Raw genomic sequence first — 26,027 nt, 5'->3', positions numbered from 1 at the left:
GCTCCCATTGAGAAATGCTCATGGAGGAGCTTCAGATGAACACGAGCAAGAACAGGTTCCTGCTGACCACAGCAGTCCTGCTCGCCGGTGTCAGCCTGGCATCGGCCCAGGGCATGCGTGAAGGTGCCGGCGGTGGAATGAGCGGCGGCGGAACGAGCGGAGGCGCAGGCGCTGGCGCTGCGGAACACGGTCGATCCGGCGATGGAATGCCGCAAGGTGCAGGTGGTGCTTCCCATAGCGAAGGTGCAGCTGGCATTTCCCACCGCGAGGGAATGACACAGGGCCGCGCAGGCGGCCGGGCCGAGGGTCCCTCTGCGGCGCCATCGCGCACCGAGCGCAGTGAAGGAATGCGTGATAGCGGCACGGCCGACAGGAGCGAGCGTCAGACCATCGGTCAGGGTCGCAGCGATCGCGACGCTGCACGACAGTCCCAATCTGAAAGCGGGAAGCATGGCAAGGACCAAACAGTCGGACAGAGCCGTAGCGAACCTAGCCATGCGCGTCAGTCCAAGTCCGATAGCGACAAGAGCGGACAGAAGGACCAGACCGTCGGACAGGGACGCAGCGACCGCGACCGCACGCGTCAGTCACAAGGTGCAGAACAGGGTAAGAGCACGACCACAGGCGCCAACACCAAGGACAATGTCCAAGGCAAGAACGCGCAGGGTCAGAGCACGACAACGACCGGCGCCAACACCAAGAGCAACGCCCAAGGTCAGGACGCCCAGGGTCAGAGCACGACAACGACCGGCGCCAACACCAACAGCAACGTCCAGGGCCAGAGCCCACAGCAGGGTCAGGGCACGACGACCGGCGCCAACACTCAGGCTTCGGCCAACACTCAGGCGCAAGCCCAGGGTGGGACTACCCAGAGCCTGTCCGGCCGCGTGCAGGTAAACGCGCAGCAGCAGACCACACTGCAGCAGTCGGTGTTGACCTCAAGCAACGTGGAGCGCGCGCGGGTCAACTTCAATTCCATCAACTTCGCCGTCAACCCCGGCGTGGTGGTGCCGCGGAACATCTCCGTGGTCGCCGTCTCGGCATTCCCGGTGCTGATCGACCTCTATCCGGACTATCGCGACGATAGCTTCTTCGTCGTGGATGACGAGATCGTCGTCCTCGACCGAAGCCGCCGAATCGTCGACGCCATTCCCGCCGGCCCGCGGACACACTTTGCCCGGCGCGGCGGCCCGAGCGGCGGCGGTGCCAATGTCGCGGCGCTGAATCTCAGCCCCGACGAGATCCGCGTTGTTCAACGGGTCCTGATTGAACGTGGCTTGCTGTCTGGCCAAGCAGACGGCGTCCTCGGGCCCGCTACGCGCGAAGCGCTGATCACCTTCCAGAGACAGGAAGGCTTCCAGACCACTGGCTCGATCGATACCCGCACGGTCGCTGCACTTGGCGTGTCCAACCAGATCCGTGCCACGCAGGGCCAATCGACGACCGTTGGTCAAGGCGCGACTGGCCAGTCGACGCAGCAGAACACAACCGAGCAGTCGACGCAGCAGAACACGACCGGTCAAACCACCGGTCAGACCAATGCGCCGGCGCAGCAGAACCAGACCACGGGCCAAGCCGGGCCGAATCAGCCATCCACTAGCGGCCAGGCCCAGCAGAACCAACCGGCGACGTCGGGTGAGGCGGCCACACAGCCGCCGCCAGGCCAGACCACCGGACAGGCCCCGGCCCAAAGCAACCAATCCACCAACCAGCCTGACGCCACACAGAACACGCCGTCTGGACAAACCAACCAGAACAATGCCCCGCCGCCTTCACCGTCGGGTCAGCCGGCTCAAAACCAACCCAGCCGGTAAGGGCCCGAGCCCCGCCCCTGGCGGGGCTCTTTTTGCGGCCTGTACGATGCTCAAGCGTTTGGCTGCCAATGCCGGACGATCGCGGCAACTCTGGTTGCCTCGGTACGTCTACCGCGCATCACGGACGGACCACGCGGTAGGAGTCCCGGCCTTCCGCCGGGACGACAGCGGAGTGTCGGGCTACGCCTTCGCCCCGCCCCGAAACCCCGTCGCGAGCACGTAGCGCTCGGACGAATCCTGGCGGCTTGCGGCCGGCTTGACGTGGCGCACGGTGGCGAAATCGCGCTTGAGCTGATCGAGCAGTTCGGCGTCGGCACCGCTTTGGAAGGTCTTGGCCAAAAAAGCTCCGCCGGGCTTGAGCACGTCGCAGGCAAACGCCGCCGCGGTCTCGATCAGGCCGACGATGCGGAGCTGGTCGGTCTTGCGATGGCCGGTGGTGTTGGCGGCCATGTCGGACATCACGACGTCGGCGCCGCCGCCCAGCATGGCCTTGAGCTTGTCCGGCGCGTCGTTCTCCATGAAGTCGAGCTGCGCGAAGTCGACGCCGGGAATCTCAGGCATCTCCAACAAATCGATCGCCACGACCTTGCCCTTGCCGTCGACCGAGCCGACGCGCTTGGCCGCGATCTGGCTCCAGCCGCCGGGTGCAGCGCCAAGATCGACTACGGCCATGCCGGGTTTCAGCAGCCGAAACTTGTCGTCAATCTCCAAAAGCTTGAACGCCGCGCGCGAGCGATAGCCCAGCGCCTTGGCCTTAACGACATAGGGATCGTTGAGCTGCCGCTCCAGCCAGAGCTTTGATGACAGCTTGCGCTTGCCGCCGGTCTTGACCTGGACGTGCAAGCGGCCGGTGGTATCCTTGGCCATCACCAGCTCCTGAGCGCGCCGTCCTCGCGCATCATCTCGACCAGCATGCCTTCGCGCAGGCCCCGGTCGGCGACGCGCAGGCGCGGCAGCGGAAAGGCGCGGCGGATCGCATCGAGAATGGCGCAGCCGGCCAGCACGAGATCGGCGCGCTCGGCGCTGATGCAATTGTTGGCTGCGCGCTCCTCGTAGCTCATGCCGAGCAGCTTGCTGATGGTCGCGGTGACGTCGGCATCGTTCATCCAGATGCTGTCGATGCGGCGGCGATCGTAGCGCACGAGGTTGAGATGAATGCCGGCGAGCGTCGTCACCGTGCCGGACGTGCCGAGCAGATGCATGCCAGCGAGATCGCGACCGTGCGCCTGCGCAAACGGTGCCACGTGGCGTGCGACCTCCTGCTCCATCTGCGCGTAGATTTCCGGCGTGACGTCGCGGCCGCCGAACTGCTCGGCCAGCGTGACGACGCCGAAGGGAATCGACATCCACGCCTTGATGCGCGGCTCCGGGTTCTCGCCGGCAGGATCGCGCTCGATCCGCACCAACTCGGTCGAGCCGCCGCCGATGTCGAACAGGATGGCGCCGCGTCCCCTGGGATCGACCAGCGGCGAGCAGCCGAGCACGGCAAGCGCGGCCTCGGTCTCGCGGTCGATCACCTCGAGCTCGATGCCGGTCTCGGCCGAGACGCGGCTGCGAAAGCCTTCCGCATTCGAAGCCGCACGGCAGGCCTCGGTGGCGATCAGCCGCAAGCGCCGCGCTTTGCGCAGGTTGATCTTGTCGCGGCAGATGCTGAGCGCAACGATGGCGCGCTCGATCGCGGCCTCGCTGATGCACCCCGTGGCCGAGACGCCCTCGCCGAGCCGGATGATGCGCGAGAACGAATCGACCACGCGAAAGCCGTCGCTGGTCGGGCAGGCGATCAGGAGCCTGCAATTGTTGGTGCCGAGGTCCAGCGCCGCGTAAACGCCGGTTCCCGGCGCTTGTACGACGACGGCCGGTTCAGTGGCCAATGCCACCGCCGCCATCGACCCCTCTAGCTCACCGTGCAGCGCATGGCCGTCGCGGAGCCGCGTGTGGTCATTCATACAAACTGTCTTTCCGCGGCCAGTTGGGCCGATCTGGAATTGCTTTTTCGCCTGAAACATTAGCAGCGCGGCAGGTCTGCGCAACAACGCATCACATAGGACCATGCCCATTCGTGCGTTGTCGTGAACGGGTCCGTGGGTTATTTGGAGGGATCCGGTCCTCCAGGCGCCCACAAACCGCGCAATCGCCGGCTTTTCAGGTCAATCCCATGCAAGAACACACTAAATCGTCTACGCTCGAAAACGCTATTGCACTGCAAAAATACGGCGTCGGGCAGCCCGTCCGCCGCAAGGAGGACGACGCGCTGGTGCGCGGCAAGGGCCGCTACACCGACGATTTCAACCTGCCCGGCCAGGCCCATGCCGTGGTCGTCCGCTCGACCCATGCGCATGGCATCATTCGCGGCATCAAAATCGACGCCGCCAAGGCGCTGCCGGGCGTGCTGGGGGTGTGGACCGGCACCGACCTCAATGCCGCCGGCTATGGCCCCTTCACCTGCGGTCTGCCGCTGAAGAGCCGTGACGGCTCGCCCCTACTCCAGACCAACCGCCAGCCGCTGGCGACCGACAAGGTGCGCTTCGTCGGCGATCCCATCGCCTTCGTGGTGGCGGAGACGCTAGCTCAGGCGCGCGATGCGGCCGAGGCGGTCGAAGTCGACATCGACCCGCTGCCGGCCGTGACGGATCCCGAGGAAGCCGCCAAGCCGGGCGCGCCGCAGCTTTACGACCACATCCCGAACAATGTCCCACTCGACTATCACTATGGCGACACGGACAAGGTCAACGCCGCCTTCGCCAGCGCCGCCCATGTGACCAGGCTCGACATCGAGAATACTCGCGTCGCCGTGGTCTCGATGGAGCCGCGCGTGGGACTTGCCTCTTATGACAAGAAGGCCGAGCGCTACACTCTCCAGGTGCCGACGCAGGGGGTGGCGGGCAACCGCGCCAATCTCGCCAAGAACCTGAAGGTACCGAACGAGAAGGTGCGCATTCTCACCGCCAACGTCGGCGGCTCCTTCGGCATGAAGAACATCAACTATCCCGAATACATGTGCATCCTGTACGCGGCCAAGGCGCTTGGTCGTCCGGTGAAGTGGCTCGACGAGCGTTCGACCAGCTTTCTCTCCGACAGCCACGGCCGCGCACAAAAGATCCATGCCGAGCTCGCGCTCGACACCGAGGGGCATTTCCTCGCCGCCAAACTCTCGGGCTACGGCAATCTCGGTGCCTACATCACCGGCGTCGCACCGGGCCCGCTCTCGCTCAACACCGGCAAGAACTTTTCCAGCGTCTATCGCACGCCGCTGATGGCCGTCGATATCAAGACGGTGCTGACCAACACCACGCTGATGGGCGCTTATCGCGGCGCCGGACGGCCCGAGGCGAACTACTACATGGAGCGGCTGATCGACCGCGCCGCCGACGAGATGGGCATCAACCGCCTGACCTTGCGCAAGCGCAACTTCATCAAGCCGAACCAGATGCCGTTCCCGGCATCCTCAGGCGTCACCTATGACAGCGGCGACTTCCAGGCGGTGTTCAACAAGGCGCTCGAAATCTCCGACCACGAGAATTTCGCCAAGCGCAAGAAGGAGAGCAAGAAGGCCGGCAAGCTGCGCGGCATCGCGGTCGGCTCCTATCTCGAGGTCACCGCGCCGCCGAGCCCCGAGCTCGGCAAGATCGTGTTCGACCCCGACGGCTCCGTGCAGCTCATCACCGGCACGCTCGACTACGGTCAGGGCCATGCCACGCCATTCGCGCAGGTGCTGTGCGAGCAACTCGGAATCCCCTTCGAGAGCGTCAAGCTGGTGCAGGGCGACAGCGACATCGTCCACACCGGCAGCGGCACCGGCGGCTCGCGGTCGATCACGGCGAGCGGTATGGCGATCGTGGAGGCCTCGAAGCTCGTGATCGAGAAGGGCAAGCGCGCCGCGGCGCACATGCTGGAAGCCTCCGAGGCCGACATCGAGTTCGAAGGCGGCAGCTTCACCATTGCCGGCACCGATCGCAGCATCGACATCATGGAGCTGGCCAAACGCCTGCATGACGGCAAGGTGCCGGAGGGCGTGCCCGATACGCTCGACGTCGACCACACCAGCGAGCCGGTGCCGTCGGCATTCCCGAACGGCTGTCACGTCGCCGAGGTCGAGATCGATCCCGACACCGGCGTGGTGCAGATCGTGCGCTACAGCGCCGTCAACGATTTCGGCACGGTGATCAACCCGATGCTGGTCGCGGGCCAGCTCCATGGCGGCGTCGTGCAGGGCATCGGCCAGGCGCTGATGGAGCAGGTCCGCTACGACGAGAGCGGCCAGCCGATCACGGGCTCGCTGATGGACTATGCGCTGCCGCGTGCGGAGGACGTGCCGAACATGACGGTCGGCGACCATCCGGTGCCGGCGACGACCAATCCGCTCGGCAGCAAGGGCTGCGGCGAAGCCGGCTGCGCCGGCAGCATGTCGACGGTAGTGAATGCGGTGGTCGATGCCCTCTCCGACTACGGCATCAAGCACATCGACATGCCACTCACGCCTGAGCGGGTCTGGCGGGCGATCCAGGATGCGAAGGGGAAGGCGGCGTGAGGGACGCTCTTCCGCAGCTGCACACCCGCTGTCATCGTCCGCGAAGGCGGACGATCCAGTACTCCGAGACAGCGCGACTAGAACCGAAAAGCCGCGGCGTACTGGATGCCCCGCCTTCGCGGGGCATGACGCCGGTATTTGGGGTGACAGCTACCGCACGACTGCCAACGCGCCCTACGCCGCCGCCTGCTCGCGCGGCTGGTAGATCGCGATGTGCTGGCAGTGCGCGAGCGGTGTCGTGCCGTTACCGACGACGAGTGCGTCGAGCTCGACGAAACGGTGGCCCTTCTTCTCATAGTTCGCAGTCACCTTGGCTCGTGCAATGATCTCGTCACCGGCGCGCGCGGCCGACAGAAGCTGCATGCGGCTGCCGACGTGGATCCACGGGCCCAGAACGGTGTTGTCCACCAGCACCCGGTTCATGACCCGCTGGATCAGACCGGGATGACCGAGCCCCTCGCGCGCAAAGATCGGATCGATTTCCCGGATATCCGCGAGATAGTCAGCGGCCGCCTGTCCAATCCATCGGCGCGGCACGGTGCCGAGCCATTTGCCGGTCTCGAATGTCGCGGGGCTGACCGGCTTGCGCTCGGACACGGCCGGCACCTCGACATAGTCGTTCAGCGAAAACGCCGCCACAGTCGCCGGCAGTGAGGCCGTTCCCATCGCGCACAGCTCGCCGCGACTGAACACCTCGATCGTCAGTACGTCGTTGTGCTCGGTCGCATCGACATCCGCCGTCTCACCGTCATAGACCGGCTTGGTGAAGCGTGCCTCGACCAGCCCGCGCGCAAGGAATTCGCGGCCCCAGCGCGCCACCGGCACGTGCATCATATAGGCGAAGACATCGACGCCCGGGACCAGCCCGCCGGAAAAGCCGAAGCGGCGCGCCACCGCGTCGTCGTGCATCTTGTTTTCGGATTGCTTGGCGGTGTTGTAGGCCTCGACGCTGTAGGTTTCGAGCCGGTTCGGCATGGGGGTTTCCCTGAATTCTTGTTGTTTCGGCGCCGATCGTAGGCCGCCGGGAACCACGGTCAATCCCCTCGCCTTTGAAGCCCGAATGGGGTACCACGCGGCGAATGACTGACACCCCCACCCGCATCTATGTCGACGCCGACGCTTGTCCCGTGAAGGACGAGATCTACCGCGTCGCGCTCCGGCACGGCGTGCCCGTGAGCGTGGTCGCGGGCAACTTCATCCGCGTGCCCCAGGACCCACTGATTGAGCGCATCGCCGCAGGCGCCGGTATGGACGCCGCTGACGACTGGATTGCGGAACGAGTCAAGCCCGGCGACGTCGTCGTCACCTCCGACATTCCGCTCGCCAGCCGCTGCGTCAAGGCGGGCGCCGACGTGATCGCGCCGAACGGAAAACCGTTCACGGAAGAGTCGATCGGGATGACTCTGGCGGTGCGCAATTTGATGACGGATCTGCGCTCGGCGGGCGAAGTCACCGGCGGACCGCGATCGTTCGCACCGCGCGACCGCTCAACCTTCCTCTCGGCGCTCGACCAGACGCTGCGCCGGATCCGGCGCCGCCGCACTGATGCGGCCGCAACAAGCCAGAATTCAAGCCAGGGCTGACGATGGCGCCGCCACTGATTCAACTGAAAGACATCAAGCTGACCTTCGGCGGTACGCCGCTGCTGAGTGGCGTCGAACTCAATGTCGCGGCAAGCGAGCGGGTCTGCCTGATCGGCCGCAACGGCTCCGGCAAATCGACATTGCTGAAGATCGCGGCCGGCATCGTCGAACCCGACGGCGGCACGCGTTTCGTACAGCCCGGCGCGACCGTTCGCTATTTGCAGCAGGAGCCGGATTTCGGCGATCACAAGACCACGCTTGCCTATGTCGAGGCGGGGCTCGCGCCGGGTGACGATCCATACCAGGCGCGCTATTTGCTGGAGCAGCTCGAACTCACCGGCAACGAGAACCCCGAAAACCTCTCCGGCGGCGAGGCGCGCCGCGCGGCACTGGCCTGCGTGCTGGGGCCCTCTCCGGACATTTTGCTGCTGGACGAGCCGACCAACCATCTGGATCTCTCCACGATCGAGTGGCTGGAAAAGGAGCTCGACAGCCGCCGCAGCGCGCTGGTGCTGATCAGCCACGACCGCCGCTTCCTCTCCAATCTCTCGCGCTCGACCGCGTGGCTCGACCGCGGCAGGATCAAGCAGATCGACCGCGGCTTTGCTGCCTTCGAAGCCTGGCGCGACGAGGTACTGGCCGAGGAGGAGCGCGACCAGCACAAGCTCGACCGCAAGATCGTCGACGAAGAGCACTGGCTGCGCCACGGCGTCTCCGGCCGCCGCAAGCGCAACGTCAAGCGGCTCGGCAATCTGCACGCGCTGCGCGACCAGCGACGCAACTATCGGGGCACAGCCGGCAGCGCCAATCTCGCAGCGGCCGAGGCGGAGCAATCCGGCAAGCTGGTGATCGAGGCCAAGGGCATCACCAAGGCTTTTGGCGAACGCATGATTGTCGATAATTTCTCGACCCGCATCCAGCGCGGCGACCGGCTCGGCATCATCGGACCGAACGGCGCCGGCAAGACCACCCTGGTCAATCTCCTCACCGGTGGGGCGCAGCCGGACTCCGGTACGGTGCGGCTCGGCGCCAATCTTGAGACGGCTACCCTTGATCAGAACCGCGAAAGCCTCGATCCCAAATCGACCTTGGCCGAAGCACTGACCGGCGGCCGTGGTGACCAGATCATGGTCGGCGGCAAGCCGAAACATGTCGTCGGCTACATGAAGGACTTTCTGTTCGCGCAGGAGCAGCGCGGCACGCCGGTGGAGGTGCTCTCCGGCGGCGAGCGCGGCCGGCTGATGCTGGCGCGCGCCTTGGCAAAGCCCTCGAACCTGCTGGTGCTGGACGAGCCGACCAACGACCTCGACCTCGAAACGCTCGACGTGCTCGAAGATATGCTGGGTGATTACGAGGGCACGGTGATCCTGATCAGCCACGACCGCGATTTCCTTGATCGCGTCGTCACCTCGGTGATCGCGCCGGAAGGCGACGGCAAGTGGACCGAATATGCCGGCGGCTACAGCGACATGCTGACGCAACGCGGCGCCGACCTCAAGCGCGAGACCGCGAAGGCGCAGCCGGCTGCGGAGAAGAAAGAGGATCGGCCCGCCGCTCCGACGTCCGCGCCAAAACGGCGATTGAGCTTCAACGAGAAGCATGCGCTGGAAATGCTGCCGAAGAAGATGGAGACGTTGCAGGCCGATATCGCCAAGCTGCAACGCGTACTCGACGATCCCAATCTCTACGCTACGGATCGCAAGAAATTCGACGATACATCGGCCGCCATCGCCAAGGCGCATGACGAATTGTCCGCCGCCGAAGAGCGCTGGCTCGAACTGGAAATGCTCCGCGAAGAGATTGAACAGGCATAACCCATGACAACCACTCTTGCCGCCAAGATCGCCCGCGAATACGGCACGCCCTGCGCCGTCATCGACATGGACAAGGTCGAGCGCAACATCGCGCGCATCCAGAAGGCCTGCGATGACGCCGGCATCGCCAACCGGCCGCACATCAAGACCCACAAGAACCCGACGATCGCGAAGATGCAGGTCGCGGCAGGCGCGAAGGGCATCACGTGTCAAAAACTCGGCGAGGCCGAGATCATGGCCAATGCCGGCATCGACAATATCCTGATCAGCTACAATCTGCTCGGCGAGGAGAAGATGGCGCGGCTTGGCGCGCTTCAGGCGAGGGCCAACATGACAGTCGCCGCCGACAATTCGACCGTCGTTGCCGGCCTGCCCAAGGCCGCGGCGGCCTCGGGCCGGCCGCTGTCCGTGGTGGTCGAGTGCGACACCGGCCGCAAGCGCGCCGGCGTCGAGACACCGGCCGAAGCGATCGCGCTGGCGCGCGAAATCGCCGCGTCCAAAGGGCTGCAATTCGCGGGCTTCATGCTCTATCCGACAGAGACTGGCTGGGCCGACGCGCAAAAATTCTACGATGAGGCACTGGCCGGCGTACGCGCGCATGGGCTAGAGGCCACCATCGTCTCGACCGGCGGCACGCCCAACCTCAAGAACATCGGCAAGCTCAAGGGCGGCACCGAGCATCGCTTCGGCACTTACATCTACAATGATCGCATGCAGGTCGCCGCCGGCGTCGCCACCTGGGACGATTGCGCGCTGCACATCTATTCGACGGTGGTGAGCCGCGCCGCACCCGACCGCGGCATTCTGGATGCCGGTTCGAAGACACTGACGTCGGACACCGGCGGGCTCGACGGCCACGGCCTGATCCTGGAGCATCCCGAAGCCAAGATCGCCCGCTTCGCCGAGGAGCACGGTTTCCTCGATCTCTCCCGCAGCAACACGCGGCCCAATGTCGGCGACGTTGTGCGCATCGTGCCGAACCACGTCTGCGTCGTCGTCAACATGATGGACGAGGTGGTGATGGTGCGCGGCGAGGAGATCATCGGCACGCTGCCGGTGGCAGCACGCGGGAAGCTGCGCTAAGCGCCGATCAACGCCTTCAGCTCCCGATCCAGTCCGTCACGAAACAGCTTGATCGGGCGCGCCAATCGGCCGGCCGGCGGGCGATGCACAATCCAGGCGCGTACGGCCGGCTTGAAATCCCGAACCGCGACCGGCCTGAGCTTGTCGCGAAATGCGCTCCGCCTCAACCCAATCGGCGTCACCAGACCGACGCCGAGGCCGCGCGCGACCAGCGACAGGCGAAGCTCGCTGTCAAGGGCCTCCACCGCGATGTTGAAAGGCAAATGCTCGGCGTCGAACCGACGCTTCAGCGCGTCGCGAAATCCGCAACCATCCTGGTTGATCACCCAGGACATTTGCGACAATCGCTCCAGGTCGACGATGCGCGGGATCTTGATGTCGCGTGCGACGACAAACACGACCGGCTGCGCACCGAGATCGTCGGCCAGGAGATCCGCCGGGGGCACGGCGCCGTCAGGCAGGCAAATCGCGGCCGCATCGAGCTCGTTGCGGCAGACGCGCTCGACCTGATGCGGCGACCAGCCTGAAACAACCCGCACGGCCAAAGCCGGAAATTCGGCACGTACGGCATCTAACGGTGCGGTAAGCCCGGCCTCGGACAGAAACGGCGTGAGACCGAGCCTGAACTCGCCGCGCACGACGCCGTCATTCGCAACACCGGACTTGAGGTCATCCAGCATCCTGAGCAGGCGCCGGCCCTGCTCATAGGCTTCATGTCCCGCCGCCGTCGGCTTGAGCGGTTTGGAGAGCCGGTCCAGAAGCTGCGCACCCAACATCTCCTCGAGATTCTGGATGCGCCGGGTCACGCCGGGCTGGGTGAGATCGAGACGGGCCGAGGCCGCAACGATCGATCCGGTCTCGACCACCGCAACGAAAGCGACGAGGTCATGTGTATTCATAACGAACTCGCATATTCTTTATAGGCTTATTTGAATTGTAGCATATTAATCCGCCTGGTTAAAGGACCCGCACCATCGTTGCGAGGTCCACATGACCATTTCAGAAACCACCAGGCTTGCGTCTCCCAAGCAACTCTCCGAGCGGCCCTTGATTTGGCTCGGCGCGATCACCACCGGCGTGGTCGTCACCAATTTATTCGCACCGCAGATTTTGGTCGGTCTGATCGGCCGATCGCTGGCGACGCCAGGCTGGCAGGCCGGCCTCGTCAGCACGCTGACGCTGCTCGGTTATGCGCTCGGCCTGCTGTTGCTGGTCCCGCTGGTCGATCTCATCGAAAACCGCCGCCTTATCCTGCGCGCGCTCGGCTGCGCCATCCTCGCCGCAATTGCGACGGCGCTGGCGCCGACGCCAGCGCTGCTGCTGCTTGCCAGCTTCGTTCTCGGCGCCTCCTGCGCGGCGATCCAGATGATGGTCCCGCTGGTCGCGTCCATGGTGCCGCCGGAGCGTCGCGGCCAGGCCATCGGCGAGGTCATGAGCGGACTGATGATCGGCATCCTGGTTTCGCGGCCAGCGGCAAGCTTGATCGCCGATCTCTGGAGCTGGCGTGCCTACTACGTCGTCTCAGCCGCCCTGATGGCGCTGCTTGCCGGCACGCTTGGCCGCTATCTGCCGGTACTTCGGCCGACGGCGCGCGCCAGCTACGGCGAATTGCTGCGCTCCTTTCCAACACTGCTGCGCGAAGAGCCCGTGCTCCGTGTCCGCGCCTGGACCGCGGCACTGGTCATGGCTTCCTTCACTGCCTTCTGGTCCGCAGTCGCGCTGCGCTTGCCGGACGCGCCGTTCGGCCTCGACGCCAGGGGAATTGCCGCGTTCGCCCTGATCGGAGTGGTCGGCGCCGCGGCAACGCCGATCGCCGGCCGCTGGGGCGACAAGGGCTGGGCGCGCCCGATGTTGCTCTCAGCCCATGTGCTCATCATCGGCTCGCTCGCGCTCTGCGCCTGGGCTGGCGTGCTGGAATCCCCTGTCCCCGCCCTGCTCGTGCTGGGCTTTGGCACCATCCTGCTCGACGTCGGCATCACCACCGACCAGACGCTTGGCCGCCGCGCCGTCAACCTGCTGCGTCCCGAAGCACGCGGCCGCATCAACGGCCTGTTCGTCGCGCTGTTCTTCATCGGCGGCGGCGTCGGCGCCGCGGCGGCATCGCTGGCCTGGAGCTACGGCGGCTGGACGGCGGTCTGCGCGGTCGCGGCCAGCTTCGGCGCGCTCGGGCTCGTCACGGATCTCATGACTCGAACCGGGACGTCGTGATCGCCCAGATCAGCAAGACGATCGCGCAATCCATCGCAGCGCGCCTCGCCCCGCGGCGGCGCCGGTCGCGAACGAGGCTTGCAGCAGGTATCCGCCAGTCGGCGCTTCCCAGTCCAGCATCTCGCCGGCGGCGAAGACGCCCGGAAGCTTGCGGATCATGAAATCAGCGTCGAGCTCCTCAAAGGCGATGCCACCGGCGCTGGAGATCGCGCGCGCAATTGGGGCGACGACGGTGAGCTTGACCGGCACGGCGTTGATCAATTCCGCCAATCGTTGCGGCGGCATTGCCGATAGTGACTGGCCCGTGCCGATGGCGGCTTCCTGGAGCAGACCGACGGCGACGGGCGGAAGCTGTGCGGTCTTACGCAGGAAGTTGGAGAAGGATTGCTTGCCGCGCGAGGCGGACAGGCGCGTGGTCAGCGCGGCGGCGTCGAGATCGGGCCGCAACGCGATCGTCAGCGTCGCCTGCCCGAGACCCAGCACCGCCTCGCGCAGCTCGGCTGACAACGCATAGATCGCGCCACCTTCGATGCCGTTGCGCGTGATCACCGCCTCGCCGCGTACCGTGTGCGCACCGATCGTCAGCGCCACGCCCTTGAGCGGCTGGCCCTCGAAGCGCGCGCGGAAGACGTCCGACCAGGCGACCGTGAAGCCGCAATTCGCTGGTCGCAGTGACGCAATCGCAATGCCTTTGTCGGCCAGGACCGTGGTCCAGCCGCCGGCGGAGCCCAGGCGTGGCCAACTAGCGCCGCCGAGGGCCAGCACCGTGGCGTCGGCAGCCATAGCGGACGCACCGTCGGGTGTTTGAAACAGCAAGCGGCCCTCGTCGTCCCAACCGGTCCAACGGTGGCGAAAGGCGAAGCGCACGCCGCCGGTATCGAGCCGCCGCAGCCAGGCACGCAGCAAAGGCGATGCCTTGAACGCCTTCGGAAACACCCGCCCGCTGGTGCCGACGAAGGTCGGCTCGCCCAGCGCCTCGCACCAGGCGCGCAACGCTTCCGGCGGAAACGCTTCGATGGCCGCCCGCAGCTTCGGCATCGCCTCGCGATAGCGCGCCATGAACTGCGGCAGCGGCTCGCTGTGGGTCAGATTGAGCCCGCCGCGGCCGGCCATCAGCAACTTGCGGCCCGCGGATGGCATGGTGTCGTAGACGGTGACGCGGGCCCCGCCCAGCGCCAGCCTCTCGGCCGCCATCAGCCCGGCGGGACCGGCGCCAATGACGGCGACGTGGGCTTGGGGTGTGGTCATGACGGGAGTTTAGGCCAGGCTGGAGGCGAAAGAACAGGTCGTCATGCCCGGGCTTGACCCGGGCATCCACGTGAGCCACGCGTGCGGCGCCAAAGACGTGGATGGCCGGGACAAGCCCGGCCATGACGGAAAGTACCGTTCCGGGCGACCCTGCGGGCGCCCCGGAATGACAGTCTCAAAGCTTGATGCCCGCCCTTGCCGCCGCCTGCGTCACATATTTCTGCGTCTGCTCGAACGCGCCGGTCAGCGCCCTGGCCTTCGACATGTCGCTGATCTCGGCGAAGTGGGCGCCAACCGCATCGGGGGTCCACTCGGCTTCCGGCAAGTTGATGCCTTCGCTCTCGACAATCTTGATCACGGCGAAGGAGCCGGCGCCGGCGCCCATGATGGTGCGGGTGGGCGCGTCCTCGCTCAGCATGTATTCGACCGCCGGCGTGATCGCGTTCGGCTTCATCAGCTGCAGCGCCTGTGGCGGCAGCAGCTCTTCGGTCATGCGGGTCGCCGCCGTCGGCGAGATGATGTTGACGCGGATGTCGTTTTTGCGACCTTCCTCGGCCAGCACGTTCATCAGGCCGACCATGCCGGACTTCGCCGCGCCGTAATTGGCCTGACCGAAATTGCCGTAGAGGCCGGAGGACGACGTCGTCAGCACGATACGGCCGTAGTTGCGGTCGCGCATGCCGACCCATACCGCCTTGCAGCAGTAGAAGGTGCCGACGAGGTGCACGTCGAGCACCTTCTGGAAATCGGCGGCTTCCATCTTGCCGAACGATTTGTCGCGCAAAATGCCGGCGTTGGCGCACATGAGATCGACGCGGCCCCACTCCTTCGTGGCGCGCTCGACCATCGCTGTGACCTGCTCGAAATTGGAGACGTCGGCGCCGTCGGCCATCGCGGTGCCGCCGGCCTTGCGGATTTCCTCGACCACGGCTTCCGCCGGAGAGAGCGAGCCGCCGCTGCCGTCGCGCGCACCGCCGAAATCATTGACCACGACTTTCGCGCCGCGGCTTGCGAGCCCCAGCGCGTGGGCGCGTCCGAGGCCATTGCCGGCGCCGGTGACGACAGCAACGCGTCCGTCAAACCTGATTGCCATTGTGCATTTCCTGCTTCTTCCCTTCTCACCTTGTGGGAGAAGGTGGCGCGAAGCGCCGTATGAGGGGTATCTCGCCACGGCCGAGATCGCGGAGAGATACCCCTCACCCGGCTTCGCTTTCGCGAAGCCACCCTCTCCCACAAGGGGGAGAGGGGAAGAGCTCCGCGCGAGATTTGACAGCTTTTGAGCAGCGATGGGTTGCCGGGTCAAGCCCGGCAACAACGCCTGAGGTCAGGCGAAATAGATCAGCCCCAGCCAATCCGCGACCAGCGCGGGCTTGTCCTCGCCTTCGATCTCCACCGTGACGTTGGTGCGCGACTGCAATTCGTTGGGCTTGCGCAATTTGGCTTCCGCCAGCACGAAACGGCCGCGGACGCGCTTGCCCGATCGCACCGGCGAGATGAAGCGCAGCTTGTCGAAGCCGTAATTGACGCCCATCGTGGTGCCGGCGATGACCGGCATCACCTCGTAGGACATGATCGACAGCAGCGACATCGTCAGGAAGCCGTGCGCGATCGTGGTGCCGAAGGCGGTTTCCTTCTTCGCGCGCTCGGGATCGACGTGGATGAACTGGTGATCCTCGATCACGTCGGCATAGGTGTCGATGCGCGGCTGGTCGATCAGGTGCCACGACGACACACCGACCTCCTTGCCGACCATGGCCTGATAGGCGTCAAGTGTGATCGGCGGCTTCTTCCAGACTTCGTTCATTGATAGCTCCAATCGCTGTCATTCCGGGGCGCGCGAAGCGCGAGCCCGGGATCCATTCGGCGGCAATCTCTGCAGCGAAATGGATTCCGGGCTCGATGCTGCGCATCGCCCCGGAATGACGAACTCACTTCGTTCACTTAGGTCTCACCCCTGGTTTTCGACAGCTCCGGGAAATCCTCTTCGCGGAATTCGCGGCCGCGCAGGGGGTCGTTGCGCTCGTCGTCGCGTTCGAGCCGCCTCAGCTGGACGCGGCGAATTTTTCCCGAGATCGTCTTCGGCAGTTCGCTGACGATCTCGAGGCGGCGAATGCGCTTGAATGGCGCAAGGCGCGTGTGCAGATGCCTGAAGATCGAGAGCGCGGTCTCCGGCGAACGCTCCGCGCCCGACGTCAGCAGCACGAATGCCTTGGGGATCGCGAGCCGGATCGGATCCGGGCTCGGCACCACCGCGGCTTCTGCAACGAGTTCGTGCTCAAGCAGCACGCTCTCCAGCTCGAACGGACTAATGCGGTAGTCGGAGGACTTGAACACGTCGTCGGAGCGGCCGACGAAGTTGAGATAGCCGTCGTCGTCCGCGAACACGACGTCGCCGCTGCGATAGAGCGCACCTTCGGCGCCGGACAGCCCGCCATCATCGCTCTGATAGCCCCGCATCAGGCCGGCGGGCCGGTCGGCATCGAGCAGCAGCGTCACCTCGCCCTCTTTGGCGGGGTTGCCATCACCGTCGCTGATCTGCACGCGAAAACCCGGCAGCGGCCGGCCCATCGAACCGACCTTGACCTTCTGGCCGGGCGAATTTCCGGCAAGCGCCGTGGTCTCCGTCTGGCCGTAACCGTCGCGGATGGTGAGGCCCCAGGCGGCCTGCACCTGGTCGATCACTTCCGGGTTGAGAGGCTCGCCGGCGCCGCAGACCTCACGCAAGGCCACCTTGAACGATGCAAGGTTCTCCTGGATGAAAAGCCGCCACACCGTCGGCGGCGCGCACAGCGTGGTGACGCCGCAGCGGCCGATGGTGGCGAGCAGCGCCTTGGCATCGAAGCGCGGCTGGTTGACCACGAACACGGTCGCGCCGGCGTTCCACGGCGCGAAAAAACAGCTCCAGGCGTGCTTGGCCCAGCCGGGCGAGGAAATGTTGAGGTGGACGTCGCCGGGCTTCAGCCCAATCCAGTACATGGTGGAGAGATGGCCGACAGGATAGCTGCGCTGGCTATGCAGCACCAATTTTGGTTTCGCTGTCGTGCCCGAGGTGAAATAGAGCAGCATCGGGTCGTCGGCGTTGGTGGAGCCGTCCGGCGAAAAACTCTCAGGGGCCTTCGCCGCATCATCATATGAAAACCAGCCGTCGGACACAGCGCCGACGACGATGCGGACGACATTCTCGGCGCCAAGGCTCGTAAACTTCGCGACCTGGTCCTGTGCCGCGATCACCGCCTTGGCCTTGCCGCGGTCGAGCCGGTCGCGCAGTTCGTCGGCGGTGAGCAGCGTCGTGGCCGGGATCACGACGACGCCGAGCTTCATCGCCGCGAGCATAGTCTCCCACAGCGGAACCACATTGCCGAGCAGCAGCAGCAGATGATCGCCGCGCTTGAGGCCCCTCGCGCGAAGGAAGTTCGCGACCTGGTTGGAGCGGCGCGACAGCGCCGCAAAGGACAGCTTTGTCTGCCGGTCTTGTGCAGCATCGACGATCCAGAGCGCGGGCCGGTCGCGGCTCTCCGCGTTCGTCGCGAGCTCGGCGTCGAACCAATCGAGCGCCCAGTTGAAGAGAACCGGATCAGGCCAGCGGAAGCCCTTCACCGCCGTCTCGTAATCCGTCCGATGCTCAAGCAGAAAGGCGCGCGCTTCCTGAAATGTCGTCATCAAGTTGTCCCGGTCAGCGCCCTAACGTGCTTGATAATCCCGGAAAAATCCACCCCACCCTGCCCGGCGGCGTCGAAGGCCTGATAGATCTCTTGCGCATGCTTGCCGAGCGGCGTGGCCGCGCCCGCGGCCTTGGCGGCGTCCTGCGCCAGCGTCAGATCCTTGACCATCAGCGCCGAGGCAAAGCCCGGCTTGTAGTCGTTGTTGGCGGGCGAGGTCGGCACCGGGCCGGGCACCGGGCAATAGCTGGTCAGCGACCAACACTGGCCCGACGAGGTCGAGGCCACGTCGAACAGCGCCTGGTGCGAGAGCCCGAGCTTCTCGGCGAGCGCGAACGCCTCGCTCACCGCGATCATGGAAATGCCGAGGATCATGTTGTTGCAGATCTTGGCCGCCTGCCCCGCGCCGGCGCCGCCGCAATGCACGATCTTCTTGCCCATGTTCTCCAGCACCGGCTTTGCAGCCGCGAACGCGTTCTCTTCGCCGCCGCACATGAAGGTGAGCGTTGCGCCCTTCGCACCCCCCGTGCCGCCCGAGACTGGCGCATCGACCGAGAGCACGCCGTGCTTGGCGGCCAGCGCATGCGCCTGGCGCGCGCTTTCGACGTCGATGGTCGAGCTGTCGATGATCAGCGCGCCCTTGGTCATGGCGGGGACGACCTCGTTCCAGACGCCGAGCACGTGCTTGCCGGCCGGCAGCATGGTGACGACGACATCGGCGCCCTTCACCGCGCCGGCCGCGCTCTCGGCAATGGCCGCGCCGTCGGCCTTGGCTTGCGCGCGCGAGGCTTCGACAAGGTCGAAGGCCACCACCTTGTGGCCGGCCTTGACCAGATTGGCCGCCATCGGGCCGCCCATGTTGCCGAGACCGATGAATGCGATCGTGGCCATCTCGTTGTCCTCCCGTGATGCGTTTCGTTGATTAGTTGAACTTGAGTTCGTCGGCGCCAATCTCGGCGAGATACGGCGCCAGCATGTCCGGCGTAACGTCCTCGATCCGCGGCGGCGACCAAGTCGGGTTGCGATCCTTGTCGATCACAGCGGCGCGCACGCCCTCGCGGAAATCGTCGCTGCGGAACACCTCCAGCGCGGCGCGATATTCGCGCACCAGGCATTGTTCGAGGCTCGACGCGGTCCGTGCGAGCCGCAGCAGCTTCAAGGTCACTACCATGCCGCGCGGCGACTTCTCACCAAGCGTCTTCAGCGTCGCCTGTGCAAACTCCGATCCGTCGCGCCTGAGCGCGGCGATGATGTCTTCCATCCGGTCGAAGCCGAACAGCGCGTCGATCGTCGCCTGCCTTGCCGCCACCGGCCCCGCGGCATCGCCAGTCGCGAAGCCGTTGATCAGCTTGCTGACTTCTGGAGCGGTTACGCTTTGATGGACCTTCGTCAGCGCATCGCGCAGCTCGGGCAATTTCGCAGTTAGCACCACCCAATCGGCGAACTTCGCATGGATCGCATCCGGCCCGTTCATGGTCTGGCCGGTCAGGCCGAAATAGGTGCCGATCTCGCCGGGGGAGCGCGACAGCAGCCAGGTGCCGCCGACATCGGGAAAGAAGCCGAGCCCGACTTCGGGCATCGCGAGTTTGGTGCGGTCGGTGACGACGCGGTGGCTCGCATGCGCGGACAGACCGACGCCGCCGCCCATCACGATGCCGTCCATGAACGCGATATAGGGTTTTGGAAATTTCTTGATGCGGGCGTTGAGAATGTATTCTTCACGCCACAAGGTCTTGCCGAGATCGCCTTTCACCTTCGAGCTCTCCCAGAGCGCGCGGATATCGCCGCCGGCGCACAGGCCACGCTCGCCGGCGCCTTCGAGCAGGATCACGGCGACGGCCGGATCGGTCTCGAAGCGGTCGAGCGCCTTCTCGATGTCGCGAAACATCTCCAGCGTCACGGCATTGATGGCCTTGGGGCGGTTGAGCCGGATGACGCCGGCCGCGCCCTCGATGCGGGTGACCAGGTCGCCCTCTTCCACAACCGTCATCGCGCGCCCTCGATCAGCTTGCGCGCCACGATGAGCCGCATGATTTCATTGGTGCCTTCGAGGATCTGGTGTACGCGCAGATCGCGTACGATCTTCTCGATGCCGTATTCGCTTAAATAGCCATAGCCACCGTGCAGCTGGAGCGCCTGGTTGGCGACCTCGAAGCCGACGTCGGTGCCGAACCGCTTCGCCATCGCGCAGAGCATGGTAGCGTCCGGGTCCTTGCGGTCGAGTGCAGCTGCGGCGCGCCACAGGAAGGTGCGCGCGGCCTCGAGCTCGATCGCCATGTCGGCGAGGCGGAATTGCAGCGCCTGGAATTCGTCGAGCCGTTTGCCGAAGGCTTTGCGCTCCTTCATGTAGGCGCGCGCTTTGTCCAGCGCGGTCTGCGCACCGCCGAGCGAACAGGCCGTAATGTTGAGGCGCCCGCCGTCGAGGCCGGCCATCGCGATCTTGAAGCCGACGCCCTCGTCGCTTAGCCGGTTGGCCACCGGCACGCGGGCGTTCTCGAATATCACCGCGCGGGTGGGCTGCGCATTCCAGCCCATCTTGCGCTCATTGGCACCGTAAGAGACGCCTGGCCTCTTGCCGTCAATGACGAGCGTCGAGATGCCGCCCGGGCCGGCGCCGCCGGTCCGCACCATCACGACCAAAAGGTCGGTACCGCCGGCGCCGGAGATGAACTGCTTCTGGCCGTTGAGCACGTAATGATCGCCGTCGCGCACCGCGCGCGTGCGCAGCGCTGCCGCATCAGAGCCGGCGCCAGGCTCGGTCAGGCAATAGCTCGCGATCAGCTCCATGGTGCAGAGCTTTGGCAGCCATTTTTGGCGCTGGGTGTCGCTGCCATAGGCATCGATCATCCAGGACGCCATATTGTGAATGGAAATGAAGGCCGCGGTGGTCGGACATCCCGTCGCCAGCGCCTCGAAGATCAGCGCCGCGTCGAACCGCGTCATGGCGGAGCCGCCGACATCGTCGCGGATGTAAATGCCGCCCATGCCGAGCGCGGCTGCCTCGCGCATCACGTCGACGGGGAAGTGCTTCTCCTCATCCCAGCGCAGCGCATGTGGCGCGATCCTCGAAGCCGCAAATGCCAACGCCATGTCGCGAACCGCAACCTGATCCTCGTTCAGAGCGAATTGCATCGTTGCCGCTTACCCTTTTGCCCTACCGTCATTGCGAGCGCAGCGAAGCAATCCAGACTGCCTCCGCGGAAAGACTCTGGATTGCTTCGTCGCTTCAAGACAAAATTGCTACGCAATTTTGTCACGAGCTCCTCGCAATGACCGTCGAGGAACTACTTCATCAGCGGGATCGAGAACTCAGCGCCTTCCTTGACACCGGACGGCCAGCGCGAGGTCACCGTCTTGGTTTTGGTGTAGAAGCGAACCGAGTCCGGGCCGTGCTGGTTGAGATCGCCGAAGCCCGACTTCTTCCAGCCGCCGAAGGTGTAATAGGCGATCGGCACCGGGATCGGCACGTTGATGCCGACCATGCCGACATTGACCTTGGCCGCAAAGTCGCGCGCGGCGTCGCCGTCGCGGGTGAAGATCGCGACACCGTTGCCGTAGTCATGCTCGGACGGCAGTGCCAGCGCTTCCTTGTAGTCGTGCGCGCGCACGACCGAGAGCACCGGGCCAAAGATCTCTTCCTTGTAGATCCGCATGTCCTTGGTGACATTGTCGAACAGCGAGCCGCCGAGATAAAAGCCGTTCTCGTAGCCCTGCATCTTGAAGCCGCGGCCGTCGACGGCGAGCGTCGCGCCCTCCTTGAGGCCGATGTCGATGTAGCTCTTGACCTTCTCGACCGCCTCGCGCGTGACCAGCGGGCCGTAATCGGCCGACGGATCGATCGAGGTGCCGATCTTGAGGCTCTCGACACGCGGGATCAGCTTGTCCATCAGGCGGTCGGCGGTGGTCTTCCCGACCGGCACGGCAACCGAGACGGCCATGCAGCGCTCGCCGGCAGAGCCGTAACCGGCGCCGATCAGGGCGTCGACCGCCTGGTCCATGTCGGCATCGGGCATGATGATGGCGTGGTTCTTGGCGCCGCCAAAGCACTGGCAGCGCTTGCCGGTCTGGGCTGCGCGCTCATAGATGTACTGCGCGATCGGCGTGGAACCGACGAAGCCGATGGCCTTGATATCGGGATCGTCGAGGATGGCGTCGACCGCTTCCTTGTCGCCATTGACGACGTTGAGGATGCCGGCCGGCAGGCCGGCCTCGATCATCAATTCGGCAAGCAGCATCGGCACGCCCGGGTCGCGCTCCGACGGCTTCAGGATGAAGGCGTTGCCGCAAGCGATGGCGGGGGCAAACTTCCACATCGGGATCATCGCCGGGAAATTGAACGGCGTGATGCCGGCGACGACGCCGAGCGCCTGGCGCATGGAGTAGATGTCGATGCCGGGGCCTGCGCCCTCGGTGTATTCGCCCTTCATCAGATGCGGGATGCCGCAGGCGAATTCCGCGACCTCGAGGCCGCGCTGGATGTCGCCCTTGGCGTCGGGCACGGTCTTGCCGTGCTCGCGCGCGAGCAGCTCGGCGAGCTTGTCGTAATCGCGCTGCACCAGCTCGACGAACTTCGTCATCACGCGGGCGCGGCGCTGCGGGTTGGTCGCAGCCCATTCCGGCTGCGCGGCGCAGGCGTTTTCGACGGCGGCACGGACTTCGGCCTTGGACGCCAGCGCCACCTTGGCCTGGACGTCACCGGTCATCGGCTCGAAAACGTCGGCGGTGCGGCCCGAGGTGCCCTTGACCTCCTTGCCACCGATGAAATGTCCGACTGAACGCATGGAATGATCTCCTTCAGGCCTGATCCGCTTTGACAAATCCTATCGACCTGCATTTTATAGGATTCAAGTCTGATATATTGCACCTTAGATGTGCGAAAATGCTGGATCAAGGTAGCATCGACTGGGACGACTTTCGCTTCATGCTGGCCATCGTGCGGGGCGGCTCGGTTTCGGCTGCGGCAAAGCATCTCGGCGTCGACCATGCGACCGTGATCCGCCGCGTCGACCGGCTGGAAAAGCACCTCTCGGCAAAACTGTTCGACCGGCGCAAGACCGGCTACCTCCTCACCGAAGCTGGCCAGCGCGTCGCCGACAGCGCGGAAGCCATGGAATCGACCATCGTCGCCAACCAGGAGCAGGTCGGCGGCTCGGTGGCGCGGCTGACCGGCACGGTCCGGATCGGCGCACCGGATGGCTTCGGCACCGCCTTTCTGGCGCCGCGGCTGGCACCCTTTGCCGATCGGTATCCCGATCTCGATTTGCAACTGGTGGCCACCGCCCGGCTCTTCAGCCTCTCCAAACGCGAGGCCGACATCGCCATCAGCCTGACCATGCCGAAGGAAGGCCGGATCGTCGGCCGCAAGCTGCTCGACTATGGGCTCGGGCTCTATGCCGCGCCCGCCTATCTCGATCGTTTCCCGAAAATCACCTCGCGCGAGGTCCTACCGCAGCACCGCTTCGTCGGCTACATTGAGGAGCTGCTGTTCACGCCGGAGCTCGACTATCTGCCACAGGTCTCACCGCGGATTTCGGCGCGCCTGCGCAGCGCCAATCTGATCGCGCAGCTCAACGCCACTCTCGCCGGCTTCGGCATCGCCGTGCTGCCGCACTTCATGGCGAGTGACTATCCGCAGCTGATTGCGGTATTGCCGGATGACGTGTCGATAACCCGCACCTTCTGGATGCTGATGCACGCCGACAGCAAGGACCTCGCAAGGATCCGCGCAGTGGCCGATTACATCAGTGAGATCGTGGAGCGCGAGCGGGCGTTGTTCGCGGGGCGGTGAATTCGGGCCGCGTAGCAATCGCGGAGAGTTCGTGGGCACGGCGCAAGGGCGCCTTTGCCCACCTACGGCATCTCGGCCTAATTCTGCTTCTCGCGCGGCTTCTTCGCAGCCTTCACCGGCACGCGGCGCGCGCCGTCGAGCGCGCTGTCCTTGCCGGCCTTCAACACTTCATCCGACAGTTCGCTGGCGCCGGCTATGCGCGCCAGAAGCATGGTACCGGCCATGGTGGCGAGCGTCGCGATCGCCTGCTTGCGTGCGGCCTTGCGCGGCTGGCCGGGAATGCAGTCCGCCATCGTCTCGATCATCTCATCGAGCTTGCCCGCAAACGCCTTGCGTGTCCTCGGGCTCTCGCGTGCGATCTCCGCTCCCAGCGCCGGAATCGAGCAGCCGTGACCGGGATTGTCGCGATGCAGCGTCGAGAGATAGGTCTCGACGATCTGGCTGAGCTGCTTCTCGGGCGCAACCTGATCGGACTGCTTGCGCCAGTGCTCCATCGAGCGGTCCATGGCGTAGGCAAAAGCCTCAATCACCAGCGCCTCGCGGGAATCGAAATGCGCGTAGAAGCCGCCGTGCGTGAGGCCGGCCTCCTTCATGAGGTCGGCGACGCCGATGCCATGGGCACCCTTTTCGCGCAGCCGCACGGACGCCTTCTTCACGATGCGGTCGTGGGTTTCCTGCTTGTGTTCCAGGGAGTAGCGCATGGGATGCTCATTGGATGTCGGAAGTCATCTCATAACACGCAAATGTCGAAATGGGTGCATTAATTTGACGTTAGGTTGTTGCCGATCATGGAAAAGGTTGCAGTTGCATGGACCGCGAGCGCGCCGTTGCCGTCGCGGACGAAGCCCTCGCAGTAGCTGGTCTGGCGCCCCAGCTTAATTACCTTGCCTTCGGCGGAGATCATCCCGGAGCGGACCGAGAGCGGAGGCAGGAATGTCAGCTTGAGATCGAGCGTGACGGAGCCCTGCCCGGCCTCCAGCCTGGTCGAGATCGCGCATCCCATGGCGGTATCGAGCAGCGCCCCGGCGGTCGCCCCGTGCAGGAGGCCGATGGTGTTTTCGAGGTCCTCGCGCGGCTCCAGTTCCATGACGATCCGCCCTGGCTCGACCACGGCCATGATGAGGCCAATCAGCTTTGCGAAGGGCGGAGGCGGCAGGCGCCCGTCGCGGATCCCGAGCATGGCGTCCATACCGGAAAGCCCCATCACAGCCTTCGCAACCGGCGCTGGCGCTTGCCAATCCACCACACGCTGGCACCGCTGCGCCGGCGAAAACAGTTCGCGTTGATCGATATCGGCCATATCAGCCTCTTTCAATGATAAGCATCATACTATGTCGCGGACTTTGCCCAGGAAACTCCGTCTTCGACGCCCGCTTGACAAGCCCAGCGTTTCGGCCCGGAAGTAGCCGCGACCGGCGCACCGCCGCGCACGTCCACGAAGCCTCGAGATCCCATCATGGAAATGCTCAATCACCACTGCGGCGTGACGCGCGATGCGCGCGGCGTCGTTCATGTCACGATCTGCAATGCAGGCCCGCTCAACATCCTCGGCTCCCCCGTGACCGACGCGGTGCGCGAAGGCCTGCAGCAGCTCGCCACCGACCGCAGCATTCGCGTCGCGGTGCTGCGCGGCCAGAGTGCGAAAAGCATGATCGGCGGCGCCGACATCAAGGAGATGGCGAAGCTCGATCAAACGTCGGCCGAAGCCTTCATCATCCGGTTGCGCGATCTCTGCGAAGCCGTGCGCGCCTTCCCTGCCCCTGTGATCGCGCGCATGCCGGGCTGGTGCCTCGGCGGCGGGCTCGAAGTCGCGGCCGCCTGCGATTTCCGGATCGCCGCACATGATGCACATTTCGGCATGCCGGAGGTTCGCGTCGGCATCCCCTCGGTGATCCACGCGGCACTGCTGCCGCGCCTGATCGGCTGGGCGCGGGCGCGCTGGCTGGTGATGACGGCGGAAAACATCGACGCGCCGACGGCACTGGCGTGGGGACTGGTCGACAAGGTTGCGCCGGAAGGCGGGCTGGATGCGGCTGTCGAGCACACCGTAGAGGCGCTGCTCGCATGCGCCCCCGAGGCGCTCCGCTCGCAGAAAGCGTTGCTGCGCCAGTGGGAGGAACTGCCGCTGACGGAGTCGGTGAACCTGAGCGTCAAGGTGTTCGGCGAGTCGTTTTTGACGGACGAGCCGACGCGGCTGATGCAGGCGTTTGTGGATCGGAAGCGGTAGGGTTGCCAGTCGACAGTGGGCGCCCTTCTGCGCCGCTGCCAACCGCCTCCTCGGTGTCGTCCTGGCGAAAGCCAG

The 26,027-nt window shown here is 65.3% G+C and carries 22 protein-coding genes; 8 read left to right on the top strand and 14 right to left on the bottom strand.

All coding sequences use genetic code 11. The features are described 5' to 3' along the window. Positions 1-35: 35 nt before the first annotated feature. Positions 36-1,814: a peptidoglycan-binding protein gene (locus tag IVA82_RS39450; protein WP_276578029.1), complete on the top strand. Its 1,779-nt coding sequence runs from the start codon at positions 36-38 to the stop codon at positions 1,812-1,814. A 180-nt stretch (positions 1,815-1,994) separates the two neighbouring features. Here the strand turns inward: IVA82_RS39450 and IVA82_RS39445 are convergent, their stop codons facing one another. Next, positions 1,995-2,681 (bottom strand): RlmE family RNA methyltransferase, encoded by a 687-nt coding sequence (locus tag IVA82_RS39445; protein WP_247386612.1) that lies wholly within the window; start codon positions 2,679-2,681, stop codon positions 1,995-1,997. Further along, positions 2,681-3,760, bottom strand: coding sequence for a Ppx/GppA phosphatase family protein (locus IVA82_RS39440; protein WP_247386611.1), 1,080 nt, complete (start codon positions 3,758-3,760; stop codon positions 2,681-2,683). The genes IVA82_RS39445 and IVA82_RS39440 overlap by 1 nt, the downstream gene beginning before the upstream one ends. A 209-nt stretch (positions 3,761-3,969) precedes the next feature. Here IVA82_RS39440 and IVA82_RS39435 point away from each other — a divergent pair, with 209 nt between their 5' ends. Next, positions 3,970-6,342, top strand: coding sequence for a xanthine dehydrogenase family protein molybdopterin-binding subunit (locus tag IVA82_RS39435; protein WP_247493845.1), 2,373 nt, complete (start codon positions 3,970-3,972; stop codon positions 6,340-6,342). A gap of 174 nt (positions 6,343-6,516) precedes the next feature. On the opposite strand, the gene IVA82_RS39430 is transcribed toward IVA82_RS39435, so the two are convergent. Beyond that, positions 6,517-7,317 carry a hypothetical protein gene (locus tag IVA82_RS39430; RefSeq protein WP_247386609.1) on the bottom strand — a complete coding sequence of 267 codons (801 nt, stop codon included), beginning with the start codon at positions 7,315-7,317 and terminating at the stop codon, positions 6,517-6,519. Between the two features lie 104 nt (positions 7,318-7,421). Here IVA82_RS39430 and IVA82_RS39425 point away from each other — a divergent pair, with 104 nt between their 5' ends. The 3 genes from IVA82_RS39425 to IVA82_RS39415 are packed head-to-tail and all read left to right on the top strand — an operon-like array spanning position 7,422 to position 10,822. After that, complete coding sequence (locus IVA82_RS39425) at positions 7,422-7,925, top strand: YaiI/YqxD family protein (RefSeq protein ID WP_247386608.1); 504 nt, start codon at positions 7,422-7,424, stop codon at positions 7,923-7,925. Positions 7,926-7,927: 2 nt separating this feature from the next. Next, positions 7,928-9,739, top strand: coding sequence for an ATP-binding cassette domain-containing protein (locus IVA82_RS39420; protein ID WP_247386607.1), 1,812 nt, complete (start codon positions 7,928-7,930; stop codon positions 9,737-9,739). 3 nt (positions 9,740-9,742) lie between these two features. After that, entirely contained in the window at positions 9,743-10,822 is a 1,080-nt protein-coding gene (locus tag IVA82_RS39415) for a D-TA family PLP-dependent enzyme (protein ID WP_247386606.1), read from the top strand. Here IVA82_RS39415 and IVA82_RS39410 read toward each other — a convergent pair. After that, positions 10,819-11,721, bottom strand: coding sequence for a LysR family transcriptional regulator (locus IVA82_RS39410; protein WP_247386605.1), 903 nt, complete (start codon positions 11,719-11,721; stop codon positions 10,819-10,821). The genes IVA82_RS39415 and IVA82_RS39410 overlap by 4 nt on opposite strands. Before the next feature lie 91 nt (positions 11,722-11,812). Here IVA82_RS39410 and IVA82_RS39405 point away from each other — a divergent pair, with 91 nt between their 5' ends. Beyond that, on the top strand, positions 11,813-13,030 hold the full coding sequence (locus IVA82_RS39405; RefSeq protein WP_247386604.1) for an MFS transporter: 1,218 nt from the start codon (positions 11,813-11,815) through the stop codon (positions 13,028-13,030). A 9-nt stretch (positions 13,031-13,039) separates the two neighbouring features. On the opposite strand, the gene IVA82_RS39400 is transcribed toward IVA82_RS39405, so the two are convergent. From IVA82_RS39400 to IVA82_RS39365, 8 genes are all read right to left on the bottom strand, one after another. Next, positions 13,040-14,278: a TIGR03862 family flavoprotein gene (locus IVA82_RS39400; protein ID WP_247386603.1), complete on the bottom strand. Its 1,239-nt coding sequence runs from the start codon at positions 14,276-14,278 to the stop codon at positions 13,040-13,042. A 175-nt stretch (positions 14,279-14,453) separates the two neighbouring features. Next, a complete protein-coding gene (locus IVA82_RS39395) occupies positions 14,454-15,371 on the bottom strand; it encodes an SDR family NAD(P)-dependent oxidoreductase (RefSeq protein ID WP_247493844.1) in 918 nt (305 codons plus the stop codon). Positions 15,372-15,602: 231 nt separating this feature from the next. Then, entirely contained in the window at positions 15,603-16,082 is a 480-nt protein-coding gene (locus IVA82_RS39390) for a MaoC family dehydratase (RefSeq protein ID WP_247386602.1), read from the bottom strand. Between the two features lie 137 nt (positions 16,083-16,219). After that, positions 16,220-17,938 carry an AMP-binding protein gene (locus IVA82_RS39385; RefSeq protein ID WP_247386601.1) on the bottom strand — a complete coding sequence of 573 codons (1,719 nt, stop codon included), beginning with the start codon at positions 17,936-17,938 and terminating at the stop codon, positions 16,220-16,222. Next, positions 17,938-18,828 carry a 3-hydroxyisobutyrate dehydrogenase gene (gene mmsB / locus IVA82_RS39380; RefSeq protein ID WP_247386600.1) on the bottom strand — a complete coding sequence of 297 codons (891 nt, stop codon included), beginning with the start codon at positions 18,826-18,828 and terminating at the stop codon, positions 17,938-17,940. The genes IVA82_RS39385 and mmsB overlap by 1 nt, the downstream gene beginning before the upstream one ends. A gap of 31 nt (positions 18,829-18,859) precedes the next feature. Next, a complete protein-coding gene (locus tag IVA82_RS39375) occupies positions 18,860-19,927 on the bottom strand; it encodes an enoyl-CoA hydratase/isomerase family protein (RefSeq protein WP_247386599.1) in 1,068 nt (355 codons plus the stop codon). Continuing rightward, positions 19,924-21,069, bottom strand: a complete 1,146-nt coding sequence (locus tag IVA82_RS39370) for an isobutyryl-CoA dehydrogenase (RefSeq protein WP_247386598.1) — start codon at positions 21,067-21,069, stop codon at positions 19,924-19,926. The genes IVA82_RS39375 and IVA82_RS39370 overlap by 4 nt, the downstream gene beginning before the upstream one ends. Before the next feature lie 152 nt (positions 21,070-21,221). After that, positions 21,222-22,718, bottom strand: coding sequence for a CoA-acylating methylmalonate-semialdehyde dehydrogenase (locus IVA82_RS39365; protein ID WP_247386597.1), 1,497 nt, complete (start codon positions 22,716-22,718; stop codon positions 21,222-21,224). A 98-nt stretch (positions 22,719-22,816) separates the two neighbouring features. On the opposite strand from IVA82_RS39365, the gene IVA82_RS39360 reads away from it, so the two are divergent. After that, complete coding sequence (locus IVA82_RS39360; RefSeq protein WP_247386596.1) at positions 22,817-23,725, top strand: LysR family transcriptional regulator; 909 nt, start codon at positions 22,817-22,819, stop codon at positions 23,723-23,725. 77 nt (positions 23,726-23,802) lie between these two features. Here the strand turns inward: IVA82_RS39360 and IVA82_RS39355 are convergent, their stop codons facing one another. Both IVA82_RS39355 and IVA82_RS39350 read right to left on the bottom strand, forming a co-directional pair. Beyond that, positions 23,803-24,426 (bottom strand): TetR/AcrR family transcriptional regulator, encoded by a 624-nt coding sequence (locus IVA82_RS39355; RefSeq protein ID WP_247386595.1) that lies wholly within the window; start codon positions 24,424-24,426, stop codon positions 23,803-23,805. Between the two features lie 59 nt (positions 24,427-24,485). After that, complete coding sequence (locus IVA82_RS39350; RefSeq protein ID WP_247386594.1) at positions 24,486-25,025, bottom strand: PaaI family thioesterase; 540 nt, start codon at positions 25,023-25,025, stop codon at positions 24,486-24,488. A 156-nt stretch (positions 25,026-25,181) separates the two neighbouring features. On the opposite strand from IVA82_RS39350, the gene IVA82_RS39345 reads away from it, so the two are divergent. After that, positions 25,182-25,952: an enoyl-CoA hydratase gene (locus tag IVA82_RS39345; RefSeq protein ID WP_247386593.1), complete on the top strand. Its 771-nt coding sequence runs from the start codon at positions 25,182-25,184 to the stop codon at positions 25,950-25,952. Positions 25,953-26,027 lie beyond the last annotated feature (75 nt).

It is taken from the genome of Bradyrhizobium sp. 142, assembly GCF_023074015.1.
GTDB lineage: Bacteria > Pseudomonadota > Alphaproteobacteria > Rhizobiales > Xanthobacteraceae > Bradyrhizobium.
Note: the sequence above shows the minus strand (reverse complement) of the source record. Positions and strands in the feature narration are given on the sequence as shown.

Excerpts from the sequence above, each read along its gene's own strand:
- IVA82_RS39450 (WP_276578029.1), top strand. The coding sequence starts at position 36 with ATGAACACGAGCAAGAACAGGTTCCTGCTGACCACAGCAGTCCTGCTC.
- IVA82_RS39445 (WP_247386612.1), bottom strand. The coding sequence starts at position 2,681 with ATGGCCAAGGATACCACCGGCCGCTTGCACGTCCAGGTCAAGACCGGC.
- IVA82_RS39440 (WP_247386611.1), bottom strand. The coding sequence starts at position 3,760 with ATGAATGACCACACGCGGCTCCGCGACGGCCATGCGCTGCACGGTGAG.
- IVA82_RS39435 (WP_247493845.1), top strand. The coding sequence starts at position 3,970 with ATGCAAGAACACACTAAATCGTCTACGCTCGAAAACGCTATTGCACTG.
- IVA82_RS39430 (WP_247386609.1), bottom strand. The coding sequence starts at position 7,317 with ATGCCGAACCGGCTCGAAACCTACAGCGTCGAGGCCTACAACACCGCC.
- IVA82_RS39425 (WP_247386608.1), top strand. The coding sequence starts at position 7,422 with ATGACTGACACCCCCACCCGCATCTATGTCGACGCCGACGCTTGTCCC.
- IVA82_RS39420 (WP_247386607.1), top strand. The coding sequence starts at position 7,928 with ATGGCGCCGCCACTGATTCAACTGAAAGACATCAAGCTGACCTTCGGC.
- IVA82_RS39415 (WP_247386606.1), top strand. The coding sequence starts at position 9,743 with ATGACAACCACTCTTGCCGCCAAGATCGCCCGCGAATACGGCACGCCC.
- IVA82_RS39410 (WP_247386605.1), bottom strand. The coding sequence starts at position 11,721 with ATGAATACACATGACCTCGTCGCTTTCGTTGCGGTGGTCGAGACCGGA.
- IVA82_RS39405 (WP_247386604.1), top strand. The coding sequence starts at position 11,813 with ATGACCATTTCAGAAACCACCAGGCTTGCGTCTCCCAAGCAACTCTCC.
- IVA82_RS39400 (WP_247386603.1), bottom strand. The coding sequence starts at position 14,278 with ATGACCACACCCCAAGCCCACGTCGCCGTCATTGGCGCCGGTCCCGCC.
- IVA82_RS39395 (WP_247493844.1), bottom strand. The coding sequence starts at position 15,371 with ATGGCAATCAGGTTTGACGGACGCGTTGCTGTCGTCACCGGCGCCGGC.
- IVA82_RS39390 (WP_247386602.1), bottom strand. The coding sequence starts at position 16,082 with ATGAACGAAGTCTGGAAGAAGCCGCCGATCACACTTGACGCCTATCAG.
- IVA82_RS39385 (WP_247386601.1), bottom strand. The coding sequence starts at position 17,938 with ATGACGACATTTCAGGAAGCGCGCGCCTTTCTGCTTGAGCATCGGACG.
- mmsB (WP_247386600.1), bottom strand. The coding sequence starts at position 18,828 with ATGGCCACGATCGCATTCATCGGTCTCGGCAACATGGGCGGCCCGATG.
- IVA82_RS39375 (WP_247386599.1), bottom strand. The coding sequence starts at position 19,927 with ATGACGGTTGTGGAAGAGGGCGACCTGGTCACCCGCATCGAGGGCGCG.
- IVA82_RS39370 (WP_247386598.1), bottom strand. The coding sequence starts at position 21,069 with ATGCAATTCGCTCTGAACGAGGATCAGGTTGCGGTTCGCGACATGGCG.
- IVA82_RS39365 (WP_247386597.1), bottom strand. The coding sequence starts at position 22,718 with ATGCGTTCAGTCGGACATTTCATCGGTGGCAAGGAGGTCAAGGGCACC.
- IVA82_RS39360 (WP_247386596.1), top strand. The coding sequence starts at position 22,817 with ATGCTGGATCAAGGTAGCATCGACTGGGACGACTTTCGCTTCATGCTG.
- IVA82_RS39355 (WP_247386595.1), bottom strand. The coding sequence starts at position 24,426 with ATGCGCTACTCCCTGGAACACAAGCAGGAAACCCACGACCGCATCGTG.
- IVA82_RS39350 (WP_247386594.1), bottom strand. The coding sequence starts at position 25,025 with ATGGCCGATATCGATCAACGCGAACTGTTTTCGCCGGCGCAGCGGTGC.
- IVA82_RS39345 (WP_247386593.1), top strand. The coding sequence starts at position 25,182 with ATGGAAATGCTCAATCACCACTGCGGCGTGACGCGCGATGCGCGCGGC.